Raw genomic sequence first — 24,636 nt, 5'->3', positions numbered from 1 at the left:
ACTCCGTTCAGGCACGACAAGCGTTGGTGACGGGGGTCTCGCCTGGCAGACTAGTCGCGTGGCACGACCTGCTCATTCCCGCCAAAGTAGGACGTTGCGTGTCTCCAATGACACGAGGTCGTGCCCCTAAAGAGGGCACCCAATGTCGCAAAAGAGGCATGGACATACCGCTTTGGGCCAGTCTTCCCCCGGTGCCGCGACACGGGATGCGAACAGGCCGCTTACCATTTGCCGCTGGAGGGCAACTTTTCTGGATTGTTATTACAATTGAAGAAATGGGGGAGTAATGATCCAGTTCGGCGTTCTCGGTTCCCTCGAATTACGGACCACTGCCGGAGCCCGCACCCTCAAGGGCCCCAAGGCGCGGCAGGTCATGTCGCTCCTGCTGCTCCGGGCCAACGAGGTGGTCGATGTCGATACGCTCGCGGAGGAACTCTGGGACCTCAACCGCTCACGGAGCGGGGTGGGCGCCATCCGCACCCACGTGTACAACCTTCGCTCGGCGCTGGCCGCCGACAAGGTCACCCGTAAGGCGGCCGACATGCTGGTCACCGAGTCCACCGGCTACATGCTGCGCCTGGAGCCCGGGCAGCTCGACGCCACGGAGTTCGCCTCCCGGGTGGAGGAGGGACGCGATCTCTTCAACACCGGAAGGATCGGCGAGTCCGCGCGGGTGCTCCGTGAGGCCCTGGGCATGTGGCGGGGCCGGGCGCTGGCCAACGTGTCGCCCGGGCCGGTGCTCTCCCGGCACCTGACCTACCTCGACGAGCTGCGCAACCGGGCGGTCGAGCTGCGGCTGGAGGCCGACATGCTGCTCGGCAACCACCGGGAGCTGGTCGCGGAGCTGCGCAGCCTGATCGCGGTGAGCCCGCTCAACGAGTGGTACCACATCCAGCTCATCGACGTGCTGCACCGCTCCGGGCGGCGGGGCGAGGCGCTGATGGCGTTCCACAACCTGCGCCGCCTGCTGGACCGGGAACTGGGGCTGGAGCCGTCCGCGGACGCCCGCCGCATCCAGCACGAGATCCTGACCGAGGGGAGCACACCGTACGCACCTGCCAACTGATCGTCCCGGACGCCCTTGGGGGAGGGCGGACGGGCCCGCGCCCGCTGTGACGCGGAACCGACTCGACGGCCGCCGGACGCCATCCGGCGGCCGTCTTCGTGTGCGCCGGGAGCCCTCGGGGCCTCGTGGGTGTTGACAACGGCCCCGCGCCGGCTCATATTTTCACCACTAACTTTATTCCCGAAGAAAGTAGGAGCATGGCCGGCACGGATCGGGGAGACCTCACCAGGACGGCGATCCTCGCCGTGCTGGGCACGGTGGGGCCGCTCAGCCGTACCGAGGTGGCCCGCCGCCTCGACCTCAGCCCGGCCACCGTCACCCAGCTCACCAAGGAGCTGATCGGGCACGGGCTGCTGGAGGAGCTGGACCTCACCCCCTCCCGGGGCGGACGGCCCGCGCAGCGGCTCGGCCTGGTCGGCGGCGCCGGGCGCGCCATCGGCGTCAAGGTCACCGCCGACCACCTGGTCATCGTGGAGGTCCGGCTCGACGGCGAGGTCCTCGGGTCGTGGGAGCGGCCCTTCGACCCCACCGCGCCGGACGCGCTCGGCGACCTCGGCGCGGCCGTCGAGGGCACGCTGCGCGAGCAGAGCGCCGACGGCCCGCCGCTGCTCGGCGTGGGCGTGGGCGTCCCCGGCAACACCGACGACCAGGCCGTCGGCACGGTGAACGCGCCCACCCTCGGCTGGCAGGCGATGCCCGTCGGCGATCGGCTGCGCCGCAGGCTGGGCCTGCCGGTGCTGGTGGAGAACGACGTGAACGCGCTGGCCGCCGCCGAGCGCCTGTACGGCACCGGCCGCACCCACCGCGACTTCCTGGTGGTCACCATCGGGCGCGGCATCGGCGCGGCCATCGTCTCCGACGGGCGCATCTACCGGGGCGCCAGGGGCGGCGCGGGCGAGTTCGGCCACACGCCGATCGATCCCGCGGGCCCGGTGTGCGGCTGCGGCACCCCCGGCTGCCTGGAGGCGCTGGTCGGGTCGGCGGGCCTGCTCGCCGCCGCCCGCGCCACGGAGATCGCCCTCCCGGCCGGGCAGGACCCGCAGGCGGCCGTCGAGGAGCTGCGCCGCGCGGCGGCCTCGGGCGACGAGACGGCGCGCGCGATCTTCGCCGAGGCCGGGGAGATCCTGGGGCGGGCCGCCGCCGGGCTGGTCAACGTGGTGGACCCGGAGGTCGTCGTGCTGCTCGGCGAGGGCATCGCGGCCTGGCCGTACTGGCGGGCCGGGTTCGACGCCACCGTGCGCCGGCACCTGCTGCCCGGCCGCCGCGACATCCCCATCGAGGTGGAGAGCTGGGACGATACGAGCTGGGCGCAGGGCGCGGCGGCGCTGGTGCTGGCCACCCCGTTCGACGAGGCCGGTACGGCGGGCGAACAGGGCCGCCTCGTCCGCGCCCGCCTGATCGGCGCGACCCCATGACCCCGCTCGCCGGATATCTCAAGGAGGCGAAGCCCGCCAACCGGCAGGCCGTCTTCGACTCGCTGGAGTCGATCGCGCTGCCCCGGTCATCGCCCGCCAGCAGGAGATGCAGGACGCGGTGACCGAGGAGCCGGCGAACGCCGCGGGGGTCCGCAAGTCCGTCAAGGACGCGCCGGCCGCCGCGGAACGCAAGGTCAACGAGTTGCTCGGCTGACGACGGAAGGATCCCTGTGAGCATGTCCCACGCCGCGCTGGTACGGCGCAGCATCGACCTCATCGCCCGCCACCAGTCCCCCAGCGGGGCGTATCCGGCGTCGCCGACGTTCTCCGCCTACCGCGGGTATTGCTGGCTGCGCGACGGATCGTTCATCGCCGAGGGGGTGAGCAGGCACGGGCAGGCGCGTGCGGCGGGCGCGTTCCACGCGTGGTGCGCCCACGTGATCGCGAGTCACGAGGGCCGGGTGGACGCGCTGGTCGAACGGGCCGGGCGGGGCGAGGCGATCCCGCCAGGGGACATGCTGCCGACCAGGTTCACCCTGGACGGCGCCGAGGGCAGCGACGAGTGGTGGGACTTCCAGCTCGACGGCTACGGCACCTGGCTGTGGGCACTGGCCGCGCACACGGCCAGGCACGGCGAGGCGGTGCCCGGCGCGGACCGGGCGATCCGGGTCGCCGCGCGCTACCTGACCGCCTTCTGGGACACCCCCTGCTACGACTGGTGGGAGGAGCACGTCGAACAGCGGCACGTCTCCACACTCGGGTCGCTGCACGCGGGGCTGCGCGCCGCCGTTGACAGTGGCGCGCTGTCCCCGGCGGAGGCCGAGGCCGCGCGCGGGGCCGTCCGGGGCATCGGCGAGCTGGTCCGCGCCGAGGGCACGACAGGCGGCCACCTGGCCAAGTGGCTCGGCTCCGGCGCGGTGGACGCGAGCCTGCTGGCCTGCGTCGAGCCGTTCGGGATGGTCCCGCCGGACGACCCGCTGGGCGCGGCCACGGTGGCCGCCGTGGAGGAGTCGCTGAGCGAGGACCGCGGCGTTTACCGGTACGCGGCCGACACCTTCTACGGCGGCGGCCGGTGGCCGCTGCTGACCGGGTTCCTCGGCTGGAACCACGCGGCGGCGGGCCGCGCCGCCGAGGCGGCCCGCTGCCTGGACTGGATCGCCGCCCAGGCCACCCCGGACGGCGAGCTGCCCGAGCAGGTGACCGACCTGCCGCTCGCCCCCGGCATGATCGCCGAGTGGGAGGAGCGCTGGGGGCCGGTGGGCACGCCGCTGCTCTGGTCGCACGGCATGTACCTGATCCTCGCCGCCGAGCTGGGGGTACGCGGATGATCCGGCACCGCCCGTTCGGGTCGGGCCATCCCTACGCCGAGACCGGCGACCAGCGCGTCCCCGCGCTGCCCATGGACGGCCAGGACGTCGAGCTGCGGGTGCGCGCGTCGGCGCGGGTGCGGTCGGTGGTGTGCGAGTGGGCCGAGGACGGCGGGCCGCCCGAGCGCCTGACGCTGACGCCCGCCGCCGCCGAAACGCCGGGGGGAACCTGGTCGTGGCCAAGTCACCGGCCATGGACGTCGGCACGGCCAAGACCCTCGCGTTCGCCCTCGGCCAGGTCGGCGAGTAGCGTCGCGAGGACGGACTCCTCGTGGACGGCGACCCCGGCCGCCTCCATCGCGGTGGCGAGCGCCGGATCCCAGGGGGTCGGGGCCGCCGGGCCGGACAGGGCACGCTCCGGGGCGTCCCGCTCACGGACCTCGGCCACGGCGTCCTCGTAGTCCCGCGCGCGGAAACGCCACGGTACGGCCTGGTAGCGGGCCAGCACGCGGGCGGCGATGGCGATGCCCGGCCAGTCGAAGTCGCCGTGGTAGGCGAAGAGCGCGCCGGTCGCGGCCAGGGCGTCGAGCAGGGTGAACACGACGGTCGCCGGGTTGCCGTTGACGCAGACGAGCGGGGCCGCGCACGCCGCGTCGGCGGCGGCCTCGACGACCCTGGGGTTCTCGCAGATCCGGACCAGCGTGCCCGGCGGCAGCGCGATCGGCTGGACGCGCAGGTCACGGGCGGTCAGGTGGGTCTCGGCGCAGGCACGCGAGCGTTCGGCGAGCTGCCGGGAGCGCAGATCCCGGCCGGTGGGGCGCAGGCCGTAGGTCAGCACGGTCTGTGAGACGGCGTCCACCGCCACGCCCGCCTCCGCCCACAACGCCCGCCGTTCGGCCGCGCCCGTGGGCACGGCCCGGCCCGCACGCGCGGCCAGCCCGCGCAGCACCACCCGTGACAGCGGGGTGTCGTCGTCCAGGCCGTGCGCGGTGCCCGTGTACCGTGCGGCCAGCTCCGCCCGCCCCCGCCGGGCGTCTTGAGCGAGTTCCAGCTCGGCCAGGACCGCGACCGCCTGGTGGAGCAGCCGCACGGCGTTCTCGGGGGTGAGCCTCGCCACCACGCCCGCGCGGCGCACCTCGGCGATCCACTCCCCGGCCCACTCCCCCAGTCCGGACGGCGCGAGCGCCGCCTCCACCTCCGCCCAGGCCTGTTCCCGCGCCGACGCCTTCGCCGCGCGCAGCCCCGGGCGATCGACCAACGGGCCGCCGCCCAGCAGCGGCACCACATCGAGCAGCCCCGCCCCCGCCGCCGACACCCGCAGCCGGGCGTCGAGGTCGGGCAGCGACACCCAAAGGTCGCCACGGTGCCGCACCGGGCCGAGCAGCAGCCCGATCGCCTCCCGCTCCTCGGGGGCCGGGTCCGCCAGCCGTACCCTGCCCCGGACGGCCAGGCCCTCCCGCTCCAGACGGTGGCGCACCGCCGTCCACATCCTGGCGAACGCGGGCTGCGCCAGGAACGCCAGCGGCTCCACCGGCTCACTCCCCCATCAGATGCTTGCGCCTGCCGTCCCAGTGGTAGTGCAGCGCGGCCACCCCGCGCGCCGACGGGTCGCGCAGCACCTCATAGACGTGCAGCGCCGGGACGGTCGCGAAACAGCCCCACAGCCGCTCACTGGTCAGCACGAAGTCCAGGTCGAGATCGACGAGCAGGCCGAGCAGCCGCCCGTGGGTCGGCTCGTCCACCTTGGCGAACGCGTCGTCCAGCAGGATCAGCCTGGGGGTGTGCGGAGCGTGCCTGCCGAGCGAGGAGAAGTGCGCGGCGGCCGCGGCGAACAGCACCAGGTAGGCCATCACCCGCTGCTCGCCCTGGCTCATCGCGGTGCGGCGGCCCAGCTTGCGCTCGCGGTCCGGGTGGGCGGCGTCCGTCACGAAGACGGAGAACTCGAACCACGACCGGTAGTCCAGCGCGCCCTTCAGGTGGACGGCGTAGCCCGCCGTCGGATCGGCGCGGCGGAAGTCCTCGATCCGGCGGCGCAGCGCGTCGCGGAGCCGCTCCGACTCCCCCCTCGTGCGCAGCGCCGACGCGCGCCGCAGCAGCTCCGACGCCACCCGCACGTCGGCGTCCGCGCTCTCGGCCAGCCGCCACACCAGCCGCGCGCCCAGCCCGTGCGAGGTGCGGACCTCGCGCAGCGTGTCGTTCATCGCCGCGATGAGCTGCTCGGCAGCCAGCACCTGGCGGGACAGGTGGTCGCCCAGCTCGCCCAGCAGGAACCGCTCGAACGCCTCCTGTTCGCGCACCGCCAGCTTGTCACGGGCCTCGGCCGCCGCGACCCGGATCCGGCGGCCCACGATCGCCACGTCGTGCGCGCCGGTGTCGTCGTTGAGGGTGAACCGCTTGATCCCGTCGTGCTCTGCGGCCTCGGCGTCGTAGCCCCCGGCCAGGCCGTCGCGCAGTTCCTCTGCCCGCCGCAGGATCAGCGTGTCGCCGACGTCGTCGGCGGCTCTGCCGAGCCTGCCCTCCACGGCGTCGGCCAACGCCCGCAACGCCTGCACCCGCGACCTGACCTCGCCCTCCTGCGCCCGGTCGTACTCCTCGACGAACTCCATGCCGCCTTCTGGGCCGCCTTCTGGGCCGCCCTCTTCCAGCCCCGCCGCCAACGCCAGACCGGACGCGCCGAGCGGGTCGCGCAACTGGGAGCCCCCGGCGATCACCGCCTGCTCCTGGTCGCGCAGCTCGGTGATCCGCGTGTCGCGCAGCACCACGGCGGCCACCCGGTCATCACGCGATCGGCGGGTGCGCCGGTCCAGCTCGGGCAGCTCGCGCACGGCGCGCTCCAGGCGTCCCCGCGCGTCGGCCTCCCGGGCCAGCAGCTCCCGCTCGCCCGCGCCGACGGTTCGCTCAAGCTGGTCCAGTTCCCTGGCGGCGGTGGTCAACTCGCCGTGCGCCACGGTATAGGCGTCCTCGCTGCGGTCGCGGGTCTCCACCGCCGCGGAGAAGGCCGCCAGCTCGGCGTCATGCCGGTCGAGCTGGGCGAGCGTGCGGGCGGCGTCACGGTCGAGCAGGCCCACCGCGCCCGACAGGCGGTCGAGCAGGCCGCGCAACGCCCGCAGCGGCCCCTCGTCGGCGGGCAGCTCGTTCGCCGAAGCGTCGGCCTCGGCCCGCATCCGCAGCGCCCCCGCCCCTGACCTGGCCCGCTCGGCCTCGCGACGGGCCTTCTCGGCTTGGGCGGCCAGGCGTACGGCCTGCTGAAGGGCCTCGTCCAGGCGGATCCAAGCCGCCTCCAGGCCCCGGGCGTCCGGCTGGGCGGCCAGAGCCTCTGCGGCGTCGGCCCGCTGCCGCTCCACCGACGTACGGCGGGCGCGCAGCCCCTCGACCTCGGCCTCCACGGTGGCGATCCGCTCCGCCAGCTCGGCCAGCCGCCTGCGGCGGGTCTCGGCCCGCACCGCCGCGCCGATGTACTCGGCGGCGGGCTTGGCGTGCCGTCCGCTCGCCACTCCGAGACGCCACCGGCCGTCGATGCCCATCCAGCTCGCGGGCCGCCGCGCCGGGCCGCCCGCAGGCCACACCGACACGTCAGGGGCGGCGTGGTTCACCGTGCGGTCGCCCAGACCGGTCACGGCGAGTTGCTCCTCGGCGTCGTCGGACTCGCCGAGACCGACGGCCTCCAGCACGCGTGCGGCGGCCGGGGTCAGCGGGCGCAGCACGCCCGCCAGCGTCGGGCCGTCCACCCGCTCCGCCGCAGGGACCGCCCCGACCAGCAGGTCAGGGGTATCGGGGTCGGGCGTCACACCCTCGGCGGTGAGCCAGCCGGACAGCAGGCCGGACGCTTCGAGTGCGGCCTCGATCCCGGCCCTGTGGTCGTCGGAGACACCCGGCTGGAAGTCGACGGCCAGAAAGAACGGCAGACCGCCGGTGTCGCGGGCGGCGGTCGAGTAGCGCGAGCGGGGCGGCTCGGGGTCGGCCACCGCCTCGATGTGGGCGCGTTCGGCGCGCAGCCCGGCGAGCTGGTCGACGAGCCGGCGCTCCTGGTCGCGGACGGCGTCGCGGTCCTGGTCGAGCCGGGCCAGCAGGGGGTCCACGGCGGCGCGGGCGGCGCGCCGTACGTGCCCGGCGACGTCGCGCGGAGGTTCGTCGGCGACCAGCTCCCGCACCTCGCCGCCCAGGCCGGAGGTCATCGCGTCCAGCCGTAGGGCCCAGGTGAGGACGGCGTCACGGTAGGCGGAGGCGGCGGTGGACGCCTCCTCCTCCCGCGCGAGCCGCCGGTCCTGGGCCTCTTCGAGCTGGCCGCCCAGCCGTTCGGCGTCGGCGGTCAGCTCGCGGGCGTCCGCCTCGGCCCGCGCCGCCTTTCCCAGCAGTTCCGCCAGCTCGGCGGCCAGCCGGTCGCGCTGCCTGACGATGCGCCCGGCGTCTCCGAGCGCCCGCCGCCATTCCCCCAGCCCACCCCGCACGGCCGCGCCGTCCAACGCCCGCACCGGATGCTCCGCGAACTCATGCACCTCCCCCTCGACGTCCACCAACCGCCGCCCCCGCATCCCCGCGCCCGCTCTACGCACGCCACGGTCTACGGGCCCGCCCGCAGACGCGGAGGCCACCCGACCGACCGGACCATCCGCCCCATCGGCCGAGCCATGCGCCGGGCCGTCGGTGGGGTCGTCTGCCGGCGGCGGGGCCGTCGCGCCGCTCGCGCGCCTCCCGGCCGTGCCGTGCTGCGCGGGGAGGGGGTCGGGGACGGTGCCGAAGTGGGCGTCCTCGATGCCCGCGCGGCGGGCGGTGGCGCGGGTCTCGCGGAGGAGGCCGCGCAGTTCGCCGAGCTGGGCGGCGGCGCGTTCGGTCTCGTCCGCCAGGCGCGACGCGGCGGCGGCCTCGCCGTCCCTGGCCAGGGCCGCCGTGGCCCAGGCCGCACTGGCCCCCGCCGACAGCGCCCGCACCGTCGCGCGGCGCTCGCGCAGCTCGGAGAGCCCCCGATAGGCCGCGCTGTCGTGCAGGGCGCGCAGGTCGGCCTCGGCCTCCTCCCGCCCCCTGAGCAGTTCAGCGTGGGCCGTCTCCGCCTCGCGCTCCTCCTCGGCCCGCCTGGTCAGCTCGCGCTCGGCGTCGCCCGCCCGCCGCCGGGCCGCGCTCAGCGCCGACAGGTGCTCGCGCACCACGCCCGCCCTGCGCCGCAGCACCCCGTGCAGGTAGCCGCGATAGGAGGTGAGGAACGCCGCGAGCGCCGTGTCGGTCTGTTCCAGGCGTCCGAGCTGGTCGCGCACGTCGTCGAGGTCGTCCAGGTTGCGGGCGACCTTGTCGATCACGTCGTCGTCCACCGGGGGCAGCGCGTCCGCGAGCACCGCCTCCAGCCTGCCGTCCTCGATGCGGTCGCCGATCGTCGGCTGGCGCAGCCGGTAGAGCAGGTGCGTGAGGTTGCGGTAGCGCCCCGCGTCGGTCAGCCCGAACAGTTCCTTCGCCACCCGCGCCCGGTACTCGGCGACGGAGTCGAAGCAGTTGTCGGAGCCGACCTCGGACCGCAGCGTGTCCAGCGGCAGCGGACGGCCGTCGCGCACCAGCGCGAGGTCCGTGCCCACCACCTTGCCGGTGACGAAGAACGTCGCCTTGGCCTGCCCCGACGCCGCCGACGCCTTGATCCCCGCACCGAGGGTCACCCGCGTCCCGCCGTCCATGAGGAACTCGACCCACAGGTAGCCCAGCTTGTTGGTGCCGGACCAGCCGTCGAGCATCAGCCACTTGAGCGTGGTGCGGCCGGTCGCGGCGGCGTCGATGCGGCGGGCGTCGCCGTCCAGCAGGTACGGCAGCAGCATCTCCAGCGCCTTGGACTTGCCCGCGCCGTTCTTGCCGCGCAGCAGCAGCCGTCCGCCGCCGAACTCGAACTCCTGGTGGTCGTACTGCCAGACGTTCAGGATGCCCGCCCGGGAGAGCCGGTAGCGGCCCTGGGCCGGGGCCGGCTCGGAACGGTCAGCGGGCTGGTCGGTCACTGCTTCTCCCCCACTTTCGGTGAGTAGCGCGCCGCGGCGGGCAGCAGCACGGGCGGGTCACCTCGCCCGACGAGCCGCATCCGGGCGAGCAGGTCGAGGGTCTCGCGGGCCAGCAGGTCGGGGTCGCCGACGTGGGCGCCGCTCCACGCGGTGCCGTACCTGGCGGTCAGTTCGGCCAGCACCCGCCGGATCAGGTCCGGCGGGATCGGCACCCCGGTCACCGGTTCCCCGGACGGCGGGCGCAGCTCGTCGGCCAGGCGTCCCGCCAGGAGCAGCGCGGCCCAGGCGACCGTCCCGCCGCCGGGGAACTCCACGTCGGTCAGCTCCTCCTCGGGATCGACCAGCGCCACCCCCTCGGCCCGGATCTCCGCCTCCAGCCCGCAGAAGCCCGCCATCACCGTGGCCTCGCGCCGCTGGTTGCGGCGCAGCCAGGCCCATTCGGCCTCGGTCAGGTCGTGCTGGTAGACGACGGGGGTCTCCACGAGCAGGCGGCGCACGCGGTGCCGCGCCTCGCCGTACCCGGGGTCGGCGGCCAGCTCGATCAGGCCGGCCGCGCCCGACGCCCGGCCGATCGGGCCCGCGACCATCCGGCGTGCCAGTTCCCGGTCCACGGTGACCAGCGCTTCGGCGCGGTCGTCGTCGGCGTAGGAGTTGACGGTGCCGTCGTCCTCGGCCAGCACCTCCCAGGCGACGAGACGGCGCAGCGCCGCGACCAGCGCACGCCGTTCGGCCGCGCGGTTCGGCTCGCCGGGATCGATGCCCGCCTCCGCCGCCGCCGACCTGACCCGCGCGACCAGCTCGCTGAGCAGGAGCTGCTCGGACGCGGTGACCAGCACCGACAGGGTGAGCGCCAGGTAGGCGTAGGCGCGCGGGGTGAACGGCGCGCCGCTGCGCCGGGTCAGGCGGCGGCCTGAGCCGGCCCCCAGCCCCGCCTTGTAGAGCCGCGCGAAGCCCGCCTCCACCACCAGGCGGTAGCCGAGCACCTGGGTGAACTGCGCGGACAGCCACTCGGCGTGCCGCCGCACGAGCGGGAACCGGTCCGGATGCGAGCGCGCGGTGACCAGTGGTTCGGCCAGCAGCAGACGCACGGCCGCGCGTCGCTCGGCGGCCAGCGCCACGTCATGATCCGCACTCATCCGGTGTCACCGGCGGCGCTCAGCGCGGCCACTTCGACGGCCAGGTCGTGCAGCACCAGGTCGCCGTCCGCGCCGGGCACGGTGGTGTCGTGGGCCGCGCGGCGGAGCCGCAGGATCAGGTCGAGATCGAGGTCGCCCGCCTCGGCCTCGCTGAAGCCGGGAGCCGCGGCGGACATCGCCTTGGCGAGGAGTTCCAGCAGCAGTCCGGTGGCGGCGGGCGACAGCCGTACGGAGTGCAGCCGCCGCAGCTCGGCGGCGGCGGCCTGGCGCGCGTTCGCCTCCTGCTCGGCGCGCGCCCGCAGGCGTTCCTTCTGCCGGGAGTGGTCCTCGACACCGGAGGTGCGCCCGCGCACGCCCCGGCTGCCGCGTTCGCGCAGCGAGACGGGGACCTCTACCGGGGCGGCGTGCCACCAGCTCGCGGTGGCGGGGGCGTCGAGGTCGCCGACGACGCCGAGGTGGCGCGAGCCGTACAGGCCGAACGCGGCCACCATCAGGTCGTGCGCGGTGGCGTCGTCGGCCTCGTCGAACCACCTGGCCAGGCGCAGCAGGTCCTTCCTGCGGGACAGCTCGCCGGTCGAGGAGCGGATCATCCGCTTGGCGTTGGCCAGCAGCGCCTGCAGGGCCTTGAGGGTGGCGTCGCGGAGCTGGGCGACCTGGCTGATCTCCGTGCCGTCGTCCAGGAACCAGGCGCGCAGCTCCCGCCAGTCGTCGAGCGCTCGTCCCCGGCTGCGCAGCACCTGCGTGCCGCCCGCCTCGGCCAGCCCGGACAGACCGCGGTCGGCGGCGTCGACCCGGGCCAGCAGCGCGGGCAGGGCGGGCCACAGCTCCTCGATGCTCGCCGCGATGCGCGGGGCGTGGTGCCCGACGTCGTCGGTGAGCGACTCGACGTAGTCGAGCAGCAGTTCCTTGAAACCGATGTACTCGGCGCCGTCGAGGTCGTACCGGAACAGCACCTGGCCAAGGTAGGCGTAGAAGTCGCGCACCGAGTCGGCGAACCCGGCGAACTGGGCGAAGAGCGTCGAGATCCGCTCAAGCGCCTCCTGGGCCTCCGCGCCGCCCGGGGCGGCGACCAGCCCGGCCAGTTCGGCCAGCCCCCTCGCCACCAGGCCGAGCAGTTCCCTGCTGACCTCGCGGGCGGCGTCGGCCCCGGCCATCACCTCGTCGGCGTGCCGCTGGATGCGCTCGCCGAGTTGCGTCACCTGGTAGCGGGAACGGGACCTGTGGTACTCCGCGATGCTCGTGACCCGCACCGCGTGGCCGCTGGGCGCGAGGTTGCCCCACCGGGCGAGCTGGGCGAGACGATCGGCCGCGCCGTCGGCGTCGAGGACGACGCCGCGCTCGGCGACCCGCGCGGCCACCTCGGGAGCGGCGAGGTCGGCCAGCAGGCTGGAGGTGAACACGCGCATGATCGCGATGTAGGCGGCCCTGGACGCGTGGTCGGGCACGCTGAGGTACGCGTAGGCGTCGAGCCGTTCGAGCGCGCCCTCGGACATGTCCACGTTGTCCAACCGTAGGGGAATCGAACGCCGCCCGCGCCCGGTTGCACCACGCGCCCACACGCGTCGCCCCCGGCAGGCATGACGCGCTCCCCGAACACCCGCCTTCCGGCAGGCGGATGCGCTCCCCGCCCACCGGACCCTGACGGCTCGGCGGGGGGCGGGTGAGTGCCCGCCCCCCGGTGTCGTGTCGTGGTGTGGTCGTGCCGTCAGAAGTCGGCGGTGATCTTGGAGAACGGCCATCCGGACGGCTCGCGGTGGACCGCCCAGAAGCTGAGCCGGGCCAGGCCCTTGACCCTGGCCCAGTCGCGGATCTGGGTCCACATGGCCGGGGTCGTGGGCTCTCCCCTATTGGACATCGTGTTCATGCCCGAGATGCCCATGTGGGCGTAGGCCTCGGCGTCGCTCCAGCCGAACACGCTCTTCAGAGTGCTCTTGAGCCCCTCGGAGGCGTTGACGGTGTCCTGGTACATGTCCTTCCCGCCGAAGTCGTACGCCATGATCGTGTAGACGTCGATCGGAACGCCCAGCGCCTTGGCCTGGTTGACCAGGCGAAGGCCCTGGACATGCAGGCCGGTCTTGAGCGTCGGGATGGTGACGGAGATCTTGACGTTCGGGTTCCTCGTCTTGACGATCTTCAGGGCGTTGAGGATGAGGTCCTGGACGAGGTAGTCCCCCCACTCGATGTCTTCCATGTCGAAGTCGACCACGGTCACGGCCGGGCCGAAAACGCTGATGACCTGCTGGACCGCGTTGGCATAGGCCGTCGGGGTCGAGCAGTTCGGGCCGAGCTTGTTGCCGTACGGGCCGCCGAAGGAGATCTCCACTCGGCCGCCCCTGGACGTGATCGCGCTGATCGCGGCGGCGTCGGGGCCGCCGGTCAGCGGGCGCGCGCCGTCCCATGCCGGCGAGCAGTTGCCGCCCGCGGACTGGATGAAGGCCATCGTGAACGACTTGACGCCGGTGGTGCCCATGATCGCGGGCACGTAGGACGGGGACGTCACGCCCATGGACAGGTAGGGGGCGCCGGGCAGCTTGGCGGGGTTCGGGTTGGGGCCGGTGCAGCCGGTCGTGATGGCGCTCAAGTCACGGCCCGGCGACTCCCCGCTGACGTTGTAGGCCTTGATCGTGTACTTGCGGGTCTCACACGGGCTGAGTCCGGCAAGGGTGGCGGTGAGGGTGGTGGCGGTGACCTGCGCGCGCTGCGTGGCGCCCTCATAGACCCGATACCCGGCCACGACGCCGCCGGCCGTGCTCCAGTTCAGCGTGATGCCGGTGGCGGTCGCGGTCGCCCAGGGGTTGCCGGGCTGGCCGGGCGCCACCGGCGCGGTGGTCGCGGTGAGCCAGGAGGCGGCCGAGCGATTACCGGAGCTGTCGCGGGCGCGCAGCATATAGGTGTAGGCGGTGGAGGGGGTCAGGCCCGAGTCGGTGTAGCCGGTGCCGGTCACGGTGGTCACCAGTGCGGCATTGCGGTAGACCTCGTATCCGGCGAGGCGGACGTTGTCGGTGGAGGCGTCCCAGGCCAGCGAGACGCTGCTCAAGGTGGTGCCGGTGACGCGCAGGTTCGCCGGGAACGAGGGATCGACGTCGTCGCTGTGGGGGACGCGCTGCCACAGCGACGGCTCGGCGTCGGGCCTACCGGCCGGGGCGGAAGTGTGGTTCTGCAGGGCCTGATAGATGAAACCGTTGTAGGTGACCACCGTCCCGGCGGCGTAGGCGACCGCGAGCTCCCAGGCGCGGACGGCCTTCCACAGCGGACTGGCGTTGGGAGGCTCCCAGCCCGGCATGGAGGTGTGGCTCAGCTGGCACTGGTAGACGACGCCGTCGTAGATGACGACCGTCCCGGCGGTATAGGCGGTCGCGGGATCCCAGGGCACCCGGACGCAGCCGAGCGTGGTGGCGCTCACGTAACCGCCCACGGACTCCCCGTAGGCGTTGTAGGCCTTGATCGTGTAGTTGTGGGTCTCGCACTTGCCGAGGCCGGAGAAGGTGGCGGTGAGGGTGGTGGCGGTGACCTGCGCCCGCTGCGTGCCGCCCTCGTAGACCCGGTATCCGGTGACGGTGCCGGTGGAGGCGTCCCAGGCCAGCGAGACGCTGCCGGCGGTGACACCGGTGACGCGCGGGTTCGCCGGAGCCGTGGGCAGGAGGGATTCCCACATCGCCGTGTTGTTGGGGGGTTCCCAGCCGGGCAGGGAGGTGTGGTTGACCAGGCACCGGTACTGGACGCCGTTGTAGGTGACGATCGTGCCGGCGGTGTAGGCGATCCAGGGCGCCCATTCGACCGCGGCGCCTTGAACGCTCGTCTGCGGTGCCGCGTCGGCCTCCGCCGGCGCGGGAGGGCCCAGGCCCGTCACGAGGACGGCCAGGACCGTGAGGATGAGTACACGTAATCTCACGTGACACTCCCTGGGAGAGGGGGGGTGGAGTGCGCCGATGCCCGCCCGCACGGCCGTCCCCCCGTGCACAGGCGGGCGGCCACGGGCCGGGTCGTATGCACCACCGGGCCGCCGCCATGCCGAGGTCCTGGTCGGCATCGCGTGACCCGCTGGTCGAACGGCAAGGCCGCCTGGGAGGGGGAACGCGGAGTGGAGCGGCCTCACAGAGAGCGAAAGGGCTTTTCCGTTAGGAAACTTTACTAATCTTTTGCGCATCGTAACCGGCACTGTCAGGGCCAACAAGGCCCCAATTCACCCCATGCTCGGCGACACAGTGACCGTTTCCCCGGACCAGCCGCCACTGCCGCACCAGGGTGAGGTGGTGATCCGGCTGGAGCTGTTGATCGACGATGCCCGCCGTGATGGCATCGGCGAACTCGTGGTCGGCGCTGTCGTCCACTCCGGTGGACGGGTGCTCATTCTGCGCCGAAGTGCCGACGACTTCATGGGCGGCATCGAGGAACTGCCCTCTGGTGGCGTCGAAGCCGGAGGGGATCTTCTGCGGGCGCTCGGGCGTGAACTGGCCGAGGAGATCGGCCGGCGGCATCCGCCGGCCGTCGATCCCGGTTTCGTGGCCACGTTCGACTACACCAGCGGCTCCGGCCGCTCCGCCCGCCGATCACGATCACCGCACTAACGACATCACCGCACTCATGACGTCGCTCGCCATGACCGGCGTACGCGGGCGGCGTCCCGCCGCTCGCGCCCGGTTGGGGGCCGCGGTCTCGTACGCACCGGCATGGTGGTGGCGGACGAATGACGGGATGACACAATCCCCCATTTATGGGATTTGTCGGCTATTTCATTTTAGGTCGGGGATTCTGGGGGTGCGAAACCACAGGCCAGAGCCGATTTCCGCAAACGGACGGCATGGCTTCGTGGACTTCTTCCCAACCGTGCGATCTCATCGTCTTCGCCGTCTCCCAAGACACGAGGAGAAGAATGAGAATTCGGTCAACAAAGCGGAGGGTAGTGGTCCTCGCCCTGCTGCCCGTACTGCTGGCGACCACCGGCGCGGCCGTACCCGCCGAGGACACCCGTCCGGCCCTCCGCGTCACCCGGTTCCTCGGCGAGCAGACCCTCCCCCACAAGATGCCGTTCCAGGACACCACCGTCGGCGGGCTGTCCGGCATCGATCGCGACCCGCGTACCGGCACCTGGTACTTCATCTCCGACGACCGCTGGCGCTACCAGCCCCCGCGCTTCTACACCGGCGCGCTCGACATCGATCGCAGGACCGGCCGGTTCGACGGCGTCCGCCTCACCGGCGTCGCCATCCTGCGGCCACCTGACGGGTCCTCCTACCCCGAGTACGGCAAGCCCGGCTCACCCGACCCGGAGACGATCCGCTTCGACCCGGCCAGCGGGCGGGTGCTGTGGGGCAGTGAGGGCGACCGTCCCGACGAGCGCACCACCGTGCCGGTGTCCCGGCTCACCGTGCGCTGGGCGGGCCGGGACGGCCGTGAGGCCGGCGAACTGCGGGTGCCGCGCAATCTGACCATGACCGACACCGACCGGGGTCCGCGCCGCAACTTCGGCTTCGAGGGCCTGACGTTCACACCTGACGGCATCGCGGCGATCGTCGAGGGCCCTCTCTACCAGGACGGCGAGCCGGTGACCGCCGAGCACGGCGCACCCGCCCGGATCACCGTCTGGAACCGCGGCGGCTCCCCGCGCGCCCAGTACGCCTACCCGCTCGACCCGCTGCCCGCCGCGCCCGTCCCGCCCGCACGCCTGAGCGACTCCGGGGTCTCGGAGATCCTGGCCCTCGACTCCCACCGCTACCTGGCCCTCGAACGCTCCTGGATCGAGGGCGCGGGCTACGCGGCGCGGCTCTACGAGATCGACCTGCGCGGCGCGACCAACGTACTGGCCCGCGACTCGCTGTCCACGGGTCCCGCCTACCGGCCGGTCACCAAGCGCCTGGTCCTCGACCTCACGCGGTTCCGCCCGCCCGCGCAGAACATGGAATCCCTCGCCTTCGGCCCCCGCCTGGCGAGCGGCGAATGCTCCCTGGTGCTCGGCTCCGACGACAACTTCGATCCCACGGAGACCACCCGCTTCCTCGCCTTCGCCGCCCGCGACTGCTGATTCCCCCGCCCCAACCACACCCGGGCCGCCCCACCCCAGGGGCGGCCCACACCTCCCGGCCCGTCTGACGGCGATAGGCTCCCCGTTCCCTCACCTGATGGCGGAGAGGACGCGTTCTGCCATACCTCCGGAGGCACACGCTCTGTGGTCCCCCCCACCCCGCCTGACGGCGGGAGGACGCGCTCCGCGCGCAATCGCCCTCGCTCCGCTCGGACAGCCTTTCTTATGTCGGGCTGCGCCCGACGCTCGCGCCACCGGCACGACACTTGGCCGAACGGTCGATGCATCCCCGACAACTCTCGGTCGAAAAGCCGAGTCGGGTACACAATCCCCCCTGAAACGATCTGTGCTCGTTGTATACCAGGCGCCGAAAGGGTTGCGAATGAGCACGAAAAATAGAGGAATCGCGGCGTTTCTTATCATCTGCTTCGGGGCGACTTGGGCCTACATCTTCGGGGCCCGATACCTCTTGGACCTGTCCCTGGTAAATCCCCTGGTGCAACTACCGATGGGGTTCTTTCCAGCCATCGCGGCGATCATCGTCCGCCGTTGGGTCACCAGAGAGGGGTTCCGCGACGCCGGACTGGCGCTCCGGCTCCGCGCGGGGTGGCCGTACTATCTCGCCGCCTGGGCAGGCCCGCTGCTCCTTGTCATGGCGACCGCCGGGCTGGCGGCGGCCTTGGGGTTGTGGCGTCCGGATCTGTCGCCACTGAACACCATGGTGGCGGGGCTGCCCGCCTGGGCATCGCTTTCCCTGCTGATGGCCGTCGTCGTCCTCCTCATCCCAGTCTATTGGGGAGAGGAATTCGGCTGGACCAGCTATCTCAGGTTGCGCGTATTCACCGACCGCCCGCTTCTGTCCGTGACCGTCACCGGGCTCATCTGGGCGGTGTGGCACTACCCGCTGGCCTTCGTCGGCTACATCGAGTTCGGGAACATCCCCCTCGGGTTGTTCGTCTGGACCATCTCCTTTCTCTTCCAGGAGATCATCCTCGCCTGGCTACGACTGCGCAGCGGCACCATCTGGGCGGCGAGCCTGGCCCACGCGGGCAACAACATGGTGCTGTTCCTACTGACCGGCATGCTTCTGTACAACATCGACATCAACACGGTCACCCTGCTCGTCACCGCCCCACTCGCCGCGCTCAGCGCCTGGATCATCCTCAGCGGCCAGTTCAAGAGATATACGAGCCCGACATCCGAAGACAGACCACTGGTTCCGGAACCCACCTCCGATCGATCACGCCCCTCAATCTCCGGTGGCGTCTGACCCAATCCGCGCCACCGTGAGGTCCAGGTGAACCCAAACGGTGTACCCGGTCACGGGGTGCTCGTTATGGGCGAAGTCCACTGCGAGTTCCTTCACGATCGCGAGCCCACGGCCGCTCACCCCCGGTTCGTCGCCAGCGGCCCCGGCCCCGCACCCCACCCACGGCTTCCTCGAACCTCCGAGATCACAGACCCCCGAGATAGGCCAGCCCGTCGTACGGCAGGCGCACCTGGTCATCGGAGACGGCGCCGACGGCTGCCCCGGCCGCGCGTTGTTCGACCGTGTGCATGTCACCTGCGGCATCCGCCGCGTCCCTTACACCTGGGTCGAGCAGACCCGGCCGGGCGGGATCATCGTCCTCCCGTGGTGCCCGGAGTTCGGCACCGACCACGCGCTGCGCCTCACCGTCATGCCCGACGGCACCGCACACGGCCGGTTCCCCGGCTTCGCCTCCTACATGCCCATACGCTCCCAGCGCATGCCCGCCTGGCACGCCGACGACCGCACCGGACACCGGTCCACCACCAGGATCGACCCCCGAACCATCGGCGACGCCCCGGCCGGGGCGGATCTGGCCAGGGCGGCGATCAGCGGGCTTCGCGCCTTCGCCGAGGACGACTACGGGTATCGGCTGTGGGTGGTCGACACCGAGACGCCGAGCCGATGGGCGGCGGTCACCTACCAGACCGGGGCCGACGAGTTCGAGGTGTACCAGCTTGGCGACCGGGCGGTGTGGGACGAGGTCACCGACGCCTACTTCCGGTGGGTGGCATGGGGCGAGCCGGCCGAGAGCGGTTCGGCATGATGGTGACCCAGGACGGGCAGCGGATCTGGCTGGACACCCCTGAGCATCCGATCGGATAGCCCCGGCGACCGGAGGCGGGGGACGACCTCGGCCTATGTCCGTCCGACGAGCCCGCTCCGATCGGATACGCCGTCATCGACCCGCTCCACCGATGAGCAGGGCGTGCGAATCCAGACCGGGCTCGGCCCTCGGCGCGGGGAGCGCCGAGGGCCGAGGGTTCTACTGTCGCCGGGTGCGGATCAGGGATGGAACGTGTCGAAGTAGTTGTCGGGGAGTTTGTTGAGCCAGGCGGTGACCTGGCCGTTGGAGGTCATGCGGGCGAAGTCGGCCTTGCCGTCGCCGTCGATGTCGGGGAAGTGGACGTCGAAGCGGGAGGCGCCGGAGTCCTCCGCGATCTTGCCGATGTCACGGAAGGCGGAGAAGAGTTCCCCGGGTACGCTGATCCAGGCTCTGGCGCCGCCGCCGGGGGTGACCAGGATCCGGTCGTCGAGGTTGTCGCCGTTGAGGTCGGCGTGCCTGATCTCGCGGTCGCCATCGCCGCCGTCGAAGATGCGCATGGGCTCGAACCAGGCCAGCTCGCCGTTGTTCTGGAAGTTCTGGTTGATCCAGACGGCGGTGGTGCCGTCCGGCCGGATGATCAGATAGTCGTCCCGGCCCCTGCCGGTGATGTCGGCGAAGCGAACCTTCGACCCTGGCGGAGGTGCCAGCTTGCCTCCTGTCTTGCCCTCGTTGTAGACGTTGGCGTCGCCGTCGTAGGGGATGGCGCACATCCGCTGGCCCTTGGGTTTGGACCAGTCCCATCGGTAGACCTTCATGGTGCCGTCCGTTTCGACGAACGCGCAGTCTGGGTGCCCGTCACCGTCCAGGTCCGGGAAACGCAGCTTGTCCCCGTCGGCACCGGCATGCGGCCGGAACGGATGCTCACCCGGCGTGAACGGCTTCCAGTTCCCGCCGGAAGAACCGTTGTTCCAGTAGAACTGGAACGACCCGTCCCGCTTGACCACCACCTGCTCGGCCTTACGGTCCCGGTCGATGTCGGTCATCCACAGCTTCACCGCGTCAGCACGCGTATCAGGCTGGATGACACCGCGGGGATCCCAGTGCGGGCCGAGTTTGCGCGGCTCGTTCATGGGTTCGCCCGAACCGTGGAAGGCGTCGAAGTAGTCCGCCGGGAGTTTGTTGATCCAGGCGCTGATCCTGCCGTCGGAGGTCATGCGGACGAAGTCGGCCTTGCCGTCGCCGTCGACGTCGGGGAAGTGGACGTCGAAAGGCGAGATTCCGGAATCGTCGGCGATCTTGCCGATGTCGCGATAGTGGGAGAACCCTCCCCGCGGGCCTTCGTTGATCCAGGCTCTGGCGCCGCCACCGGGGGTGATCAGGATCCGGTCGTCGCGCTCATCGCCGTTGAGGTCGGCGTTCCTGATCTCGCTGGACTCGCCGCGACTGGCGGCGACCCGGTTGAGCGGCTGCCAGTCCAGGTACGGCAGGGTGCGGTCGGTCTTGAAGTTCTCGTTGAACCACGCGGTGGTGGTGCCGTCGGGACGGATGATCACGAAGTCGTCGCGGCCTCCGCCGGTGACGTCGGCGAAGCGGACCTTCACCCCTGCCGGGGGCGTCAGTTTGCCGCCCGTCTTGCCGTCGTTCTGGACGTGAGGGTCGCCCACATAGCGGATCGCGCACATCCGCTGGCCCTTCGGTTTGGACCAGTCCCACCGATAGACCGTCATCGTGCCGTCGGTGTTGACGAACGCGCAGTCGGGGTGCCCGTCGCCGTCCAGGTCGGGGAAGCGCAACAGGTCGCCGTTGGCGCCGGCGTGCGGCCGGAAGGGGTGCTCGCCTTCGGTGAACGGCTTCCAGTCGTCGCCATCGGGGCCGCCGTTCCAGTAGAACTTGAATGACCCGTCGCGCTTGACGACCACCTGCTCGGCCTTGCGGTCGCGGTCGATGTCGACCATCCACAGCTTGACCGCGTCCGGCCGTACCTGAGACTGGATGATGCCGCGGCCCTCCCAGTACTGGCCCAGGTCGTACGGATCCGTCTCCGGACCGCCGCTGCCGTCGTCCCAGGACCCACACGGGTTGGAACCGGCGTCCGGCGCCTGGGGGTTGGGCGGCCGGATCCAGTTCCGGTCCCTCGCCTCCACCGCGGCCTTGGCGAACGCCTCACCGATCTTCTCATAGCCCTGGTCGTTGGGATGGACGCCGTCGGGGCCGGTGTCGGTGCCGGTCAGGGCGGTGATGTCGGTGTAGACCACGCGCAGGCCGCGCCCGGCCAGCCGGTTCACCAGGCCGGGGATCTGGGCGCTGTAGGCCTTGCCACGGGCGTTGGTGGCGGCGTCGTGGTAGGGCTGGATCCCGGCCACCAGCACGACGGTGCCGGGAGCGTCGCGGCTGATCTGCTCGATCAGCGACTCCAGCCGCCCGATCGCGCCGCCCATCTCATAGTCCTGGGTGACGTCGTTGCCTCCGGCGATCAACGTGATGAGGTTGGGCTGGTAGGTCTTGACGGCGCACTCCGCCTTCTTGGCGATCTCGTGGATCCGGAACCCGCGCCAGCCTTCCACGTCCCGGTCGGCCATCGTGCCGACCTTCACCGAACCGACCCAGTCCACCAGAGAGGTGGAGCCGCCGCCTCCGCTCTGGTGGTCGACGATCCACTGAAGCCCGAAGCCGGCGACCTCCCGGTAGCCGTTGCCGTGTGAACTGCCCTGGCCCCAGGTGGTGGACGAGCCCAGAGCCATTGAGCGGATCTTAAAGTCTCGCCGCCCTGCGCATGAGAGGTGCGTGTCTTCCGAGACTCCCATCCTCTGGAGGGCGTCCGAGAGGCAGCCGCTGAGGGCGGCCTGGCCGTGCGCGTTCGGATGGATGCCCTCCGCCTTGTCGCCCGGCGTGGTGTAACCGTTGACGAATCTGACCCATTCGGCCTCGTTCTTCGGCATCGGGTTGCCCAACGTTTCGCCGGACTTCGCCTGCCTGGCGGTCTTCGCGCACAGTTCGTGCCCGGCGAACGCGTCCTTCAGATCCAGGAAGGCCGCGCCCGTGTCATCGGCCGCCTTCCGCAGCATGGCGCTGATCCCGTCGATGGCGCCGTCGCGCGTCCATCTCAGGTCGTCGTCGTAGAAGGGGCAGCCGCCTTGGGTGTACCGGTCGTAGTGGTCGCCCGGATACCGCATCTCATCGGCGGGAGGCAACGGGGCCGGGTAGCCCTGGACGATGAGCCGGTAGGAGGTCTCGTCCTGCCCGGCCTCGGCCATCGTGTCACGGATCGCGGCCAGGACACGACCGACGTCGTCGCCCACGTCGTCGAGTTGGTCGCGCAGAGACCTGTCGGCGCTGTCACGACAGGCCCCTTGGCCGAGCATGAAGGCCTTCGCGCACTTCTCCACGATGTCGGCGAACCCGAGGTCGTTTCCGCCGATGGACACCGCGATCGTGTTCACGTCGAGTTCTTCGGCGAAGCCGGCGAGTTGCTCGATCTGCGGCGCCTCCCCCTTGAAGGACTCCGAGAGCAGGTGCTTGGTCTCGGCACCCGAGCACGCGATGTTGAACATGCGATCGCGCGGGATCCCGGCGATCTCGGCGCCCTTGATCTCCGCGACGTCCGAGCGGTGACAGGCGTCACTGCCGTCGCGGTTCTTCTCATAGATCTGGCTGCCGCCGGCGGCCCGGTCGGTGCCCCAGGAATCACCCCCCAAGCTGGTGTTGGCATTGCCCTGCCAGCGCCCCGCCTCACCGGAGATGTAGCTGTCTCCCATCGAGAAGGCCGCGGTCGGCAGGTCGTTGATGGGACACGCCTCCAACGCGGCCGCGCGCGGCGCGTTCGCCGGAGCCGGTGATGTACCGCCCATACAGGTATCGGAATCGTCATCGCCCGCAGGATTGAAGAACACCGGCCAATGATCGGAGCCCGACTTGGACGTCGCTCGCGTGGCGACATAGCCGTCATCCGCGCCCTTGGCCACCATGTAATCGAGTTCGGCACCGTGATCGTGGGTCCTCGCGCCCTGCCAAATGATGCGTTCGTCGTCTTCGAGGTCCGTGACGGTGTCCAGGGCCGCCTGATGGCCGGGGAAATTGGTCTTCGCGCTACCGGTGAGTTTCCGCTCCGCAGCCTTGTAGGCGTCCGACTCCTCGCTGGGATATCTGTTCCAGTCGCCCATCGCGGCCCAGTCGCCTTTGTCGGTGTTGTCGTGCAGACTGGAGATGTCCTCGACCAGCGTGTTCGCGTTGTTGTCGGCGCGTCTCGGCTGCGTGGTGGCGTGGATGGAGTAGTACCAGGCGCCGTCCACCTTCACTCCCAGGGCGGGAAAACCCTGCTTGCCTTTCCAGTCTTCCCGAACGTTGAGGACATGCACGTCCGTGGCGACGTTGGCGACGTCCAAGGTGGTGACGATCGCCAAACGTCGATTGTTGGAGCCGGTCTGGATCACAAAGGCGGTTCCATAGTCGTCCGAAAGCGTGTATTGCTCGACCTGCCACGTTGGCGGGCTCGACGGCGTACCGTCCGGGTCGACGTAGTTCACCCTGTGATTCGTGGGAGTGAGTCCCATGAAGGGCCCGTTGGCCACTTCCTGTAGGGCGGCGACGGTGACGTCATTGGTCTCCATCAAATCGGGCACTTCCCAGGCGTTCTGCCCTTTGCCCTGAAGGTTCCAGGTCATCGCGCCCTGCGCGATGGCCGCCTGGGCGGACGGCGCCGGTACGATTGCGAGGAGCCCGGCGACGAGCGTCAATGCCAGCAGGTCGGCCATCCGGCGTCGCCATCTCCGCAAAGGTGGTCGCACGGCCGGGCAGGACCCCATAGTGGGCGATAAAAGAGACATGATCTCCATTTCCGATAGCGCTCTTCAAATGTGCGAGCGACAGCGCAAATCATGGCGGGACATGCTGAATGTGACGGCCGGTCCGGCGGCCCTCACAACGGTGATGACAGTGGTGAGCGTGATCACGATCACCGATGTGAAGGGCTCGGGTGGGTGTTAGCCCGAACGGCTGGTATGTCGGCGCCTGAGTCGGCAGGGCGCATGATGCCGGCGCGAGCGATACGTTCACGAGGCCAGTTCGGTGCCCGTCTACGGAATTCCGCTCCCAGGTTGGGAGAGGGATGCCCTCGCTGTGTTCGCCGTCCCGGTGGATGTGATGCCCACCAGGGCGATGATGGCCGCGGCAGCGGTGGTGCAGGTTCGGAGCCGATTCATGGGTCCTCCAATCGAAGGCGTTGCGGTACGGCCCTGACGACCCGGGGGAATCCGAGACCTCGACCTGACGGTTCTTGCCGGGGCGGACCGATCAAGTGTGCCGACCAGGTGATACGAGGCCGCCGACTCATGACAGCCCAGTACGAGGGCGTGATCAACACCCGATCGGCGTATGTCCGACAGGCTGCGCCTGTCGATCACCCGTGCACCCTTCACCCCGGGGCCGTTCTTAAGGTCCGTTTCACCGCGCGAAAGGACGACGTGTTCGAGCGCGTTGAGCGCTGAGCGGCCGTGGGCGAGCACCTCCCGGCGTCGGGGGCGGCGCCACAGGGGCTGGGCCTTCATTTCCTCGTCAGGGGTCTCCGGCGGGTCGGTGACCCAGCCGGCCGCGTGTCGCGATGAGCACCACGACCGCCGCCGTGGTGCCCGCCAGCAGTGTGACCCGGGA

General features: G+C 71.4%; 14 protein-coding genes. 8 read left to right on the top strand and 6 right to left on the bottom strand.

Annotated elements, in window-relative coordinates; all coding sequences use genetic code 11:
• The first annotated feature begins 286 nt into the window (after positions 1-286).
• From P3X83_RS07455 to P3X83_RS07440, 4 genes are all read left to right on the top strand, one after another.
• Positions 287-1,066: an AfsR/SARP family transcriptional regulator gene (locus P3X83_RS07455; protein ID WP_277304133.1), complete on the top strand. Its 780-nt coding sequence runs from the start codon at positions 287-289 to the stop codon at positions 1,064-1,066.
• A gap of 197 nt (positions 1,067-1,263) precedes the next feature.
• Positions 1,264-2,481, top strand: a complete 1,218-nt coding sequence (locus P3X83_RS07450; RefSeq protein ID WP_277304132.1) for an ROK family transcriptional regulator — start codon at positions 1,264-1,266, stop codon at positions 2,479-2,481.
• Positions 2,478-2,603, top strand: a complete 126-nt coding sequence (locus P3X83_RS07445) for a hypothetical protein (RefSeq protein WP_277304131.1) — start codon at positions 2,478-2,480, stop codon at positions 2,601-2,603. The genes P3X83_RS07450 and P3X83_RS07445 overlap by 4 nt, the downstream gene beginning before the upstream one ends.
• Positions 2,604-2,717: 114 nt before the next feature.
• A complete protein-coding gene (locus P3X83_RS07440) occupies positions 2,718-3,809 on the top strand; it encodes a glycoside hydrolase family 15 protein (RefSeq protein ID WP_277304466.1) in 1,092 nt (363 codons plus the stop codon).
• 223 nt (positions 3,810-4,032) lie between these two features.
• On the opposite strand, the gene P3X83_RS07435 is transcribed toward P3X83_RS07440, so the two are convergent.
• The 5 genes from P3X83_RS07435 to P3X83_RS07415 form a co-directional block, all read right to left on the bottom strand.
• The gene (locus P3X83_RS07435; RefSeq protein ID WP_277304130.1) at positions 4,033-5,319 is read right to left on the bottom strand and encodes a TIGR02679 family protein; all 1,287 of its coding nucleotides are present in this window, start codon (positions 5,317-5,319) and stop codon (positions 4,033-4,035) included.
• Positions 5,320-5,323: 4 nt separating this feature from the next.
• On the bottom strand, positions 5,324-9,757 hold the full coding sequence (locus tag P3X83_RS07430; protein WP_277304129.1) for a TIGR02680 family protein: 4,434 nt from the start codon (positions 9,755-9,757) through the stop codon (positions 5,324-5,326).
• A complete protein-coding gene (locus tag P3X83_RS07425; protein WP_277304128.1) occupies positions 9,754-10,893 on the bottom strand; it encodes a TIGR02678 family protein in 1,140 nt (379 codons plus the stop codon). Before P3X83_RS07425 ends, P3X83_RS07430 begins: the two co-directional genes overlap by 4 nt.
• Positions 10,890-12,386: a TIGR02677 family protein gene (locus P3X83_RS07420; protein ID WP_277304465.1), complete on the bottom strand. Its 1,497-nt coding sequence runs from the start codon at positions 12,384-12,386 to the stop codon at positions 10,890-10,892. The genes P3X83_RS07425 and P3X83_RS07420 overlap by 4 nt, the downstream gene beginning before the upstream one ends.
• A gap of 212 nt (positions 12,387-12,598) precedes the next feature.
• Positions 12,599-14,785 (bottom strand): carbohydrate-binding protein, encoded by a 2,187-nt coding sequence (locus P3X83_RS07415; RefSeq protein ID WP_277304127.1) that lies wholly within the window; start codon positions 14,783-14,785, stop codon positions 12,599-12,601.
• A 361-nt stretch (positions 14,786-15,146) separates the two neighbouring features.
• On the opposite strand from P3X83_RS07415, the gene P3X83_RS07410 reads away from it, so the two are divergent.
• The 4 genes from P3X83_RS07410 to P3X83_RS07395 all read left to right on the top strand — a co-directional run bounded on the left by P3X83_RS07410 (position 15,147) and on the right by P3X83_RS07395 (position 18,990).
• Positions 15,147-15,461, top strand: a complete 315-nt coding sequence (locus P3X83_RS07410) for an NUDIX domain-containing protein (RefSeq protein WP_277304126.1) — start codon at positions 15,147-15,149, stop codon at positions 15,459-15,461.
• A gap of 335 nt (positions 15,462-15,796) precedes the next feature.
• Positions 15,797-16,915: an esterase-like activity of phytase family protein gene (locus P3X83_RS07405; RefSeq protein ID WP_277304125.1), complete on the top strand. Its 1,119-nt coding sequence runs from the start codon at positions 15,797-15,799 to the stop codon at positions 16,913-16,915.
• A 382-nt stretch (positions 16,916-17,297) separates the two neighbouring features.
• On the top strand, positions 17,298-18,185 hold the full coding sequence (locus tag P3X83_RS07400) for a CPBP family intramembrane glutamic endopeptidase (RefSeq protein ID WP_277304124.1): 888 nt from the start codon (positions 17,298-17,300) through the stop codon (positions 18,183-18,185).
• 40 nt (positions 18,186-18,225) lie between these two features.
• On the top strand, positions 18,226-18,990 hold the full coding sequence (locus tag P3X83_RS07395) for a hypothetical protein (protein WP_277304123.1): 765 nt from the start codon (positions 18,226-18,228) through the stop codon (positions 18,988-18,990).
• Positions 18,991-19,229: 239 nt separating this feature from the next.
• Here the strand turns inward: P3X83_RS07395 and P3X83_RS07390 are convergent, their stop codons facing one another.
• Entirely contained in the window at positions 19,230-23,741 is a 4,512-nt protein-coding gene (locus tag P3X83_RS07390) for an FG-GAP-like repeat-containing protein (RefSeq protein ID WP_277304122.1), read from the bottom strand.
• Between the last annotated feature and the right edge of the window lie 895 nt (positions 23,742-24,636).

It is taken from the genome of Spongiactinospora sp. TRM90649, from assembly GCF_029382225.1.
Taxonomy (GTDB): Bacteria; Actinomycetota; Actinomycetes; order Streptosporangiales; family Streptosporangiaceae; genus Spongiactinospora.
This window is presented reverse-complemented; position numbering and strand designations above follow the sequence as displayed.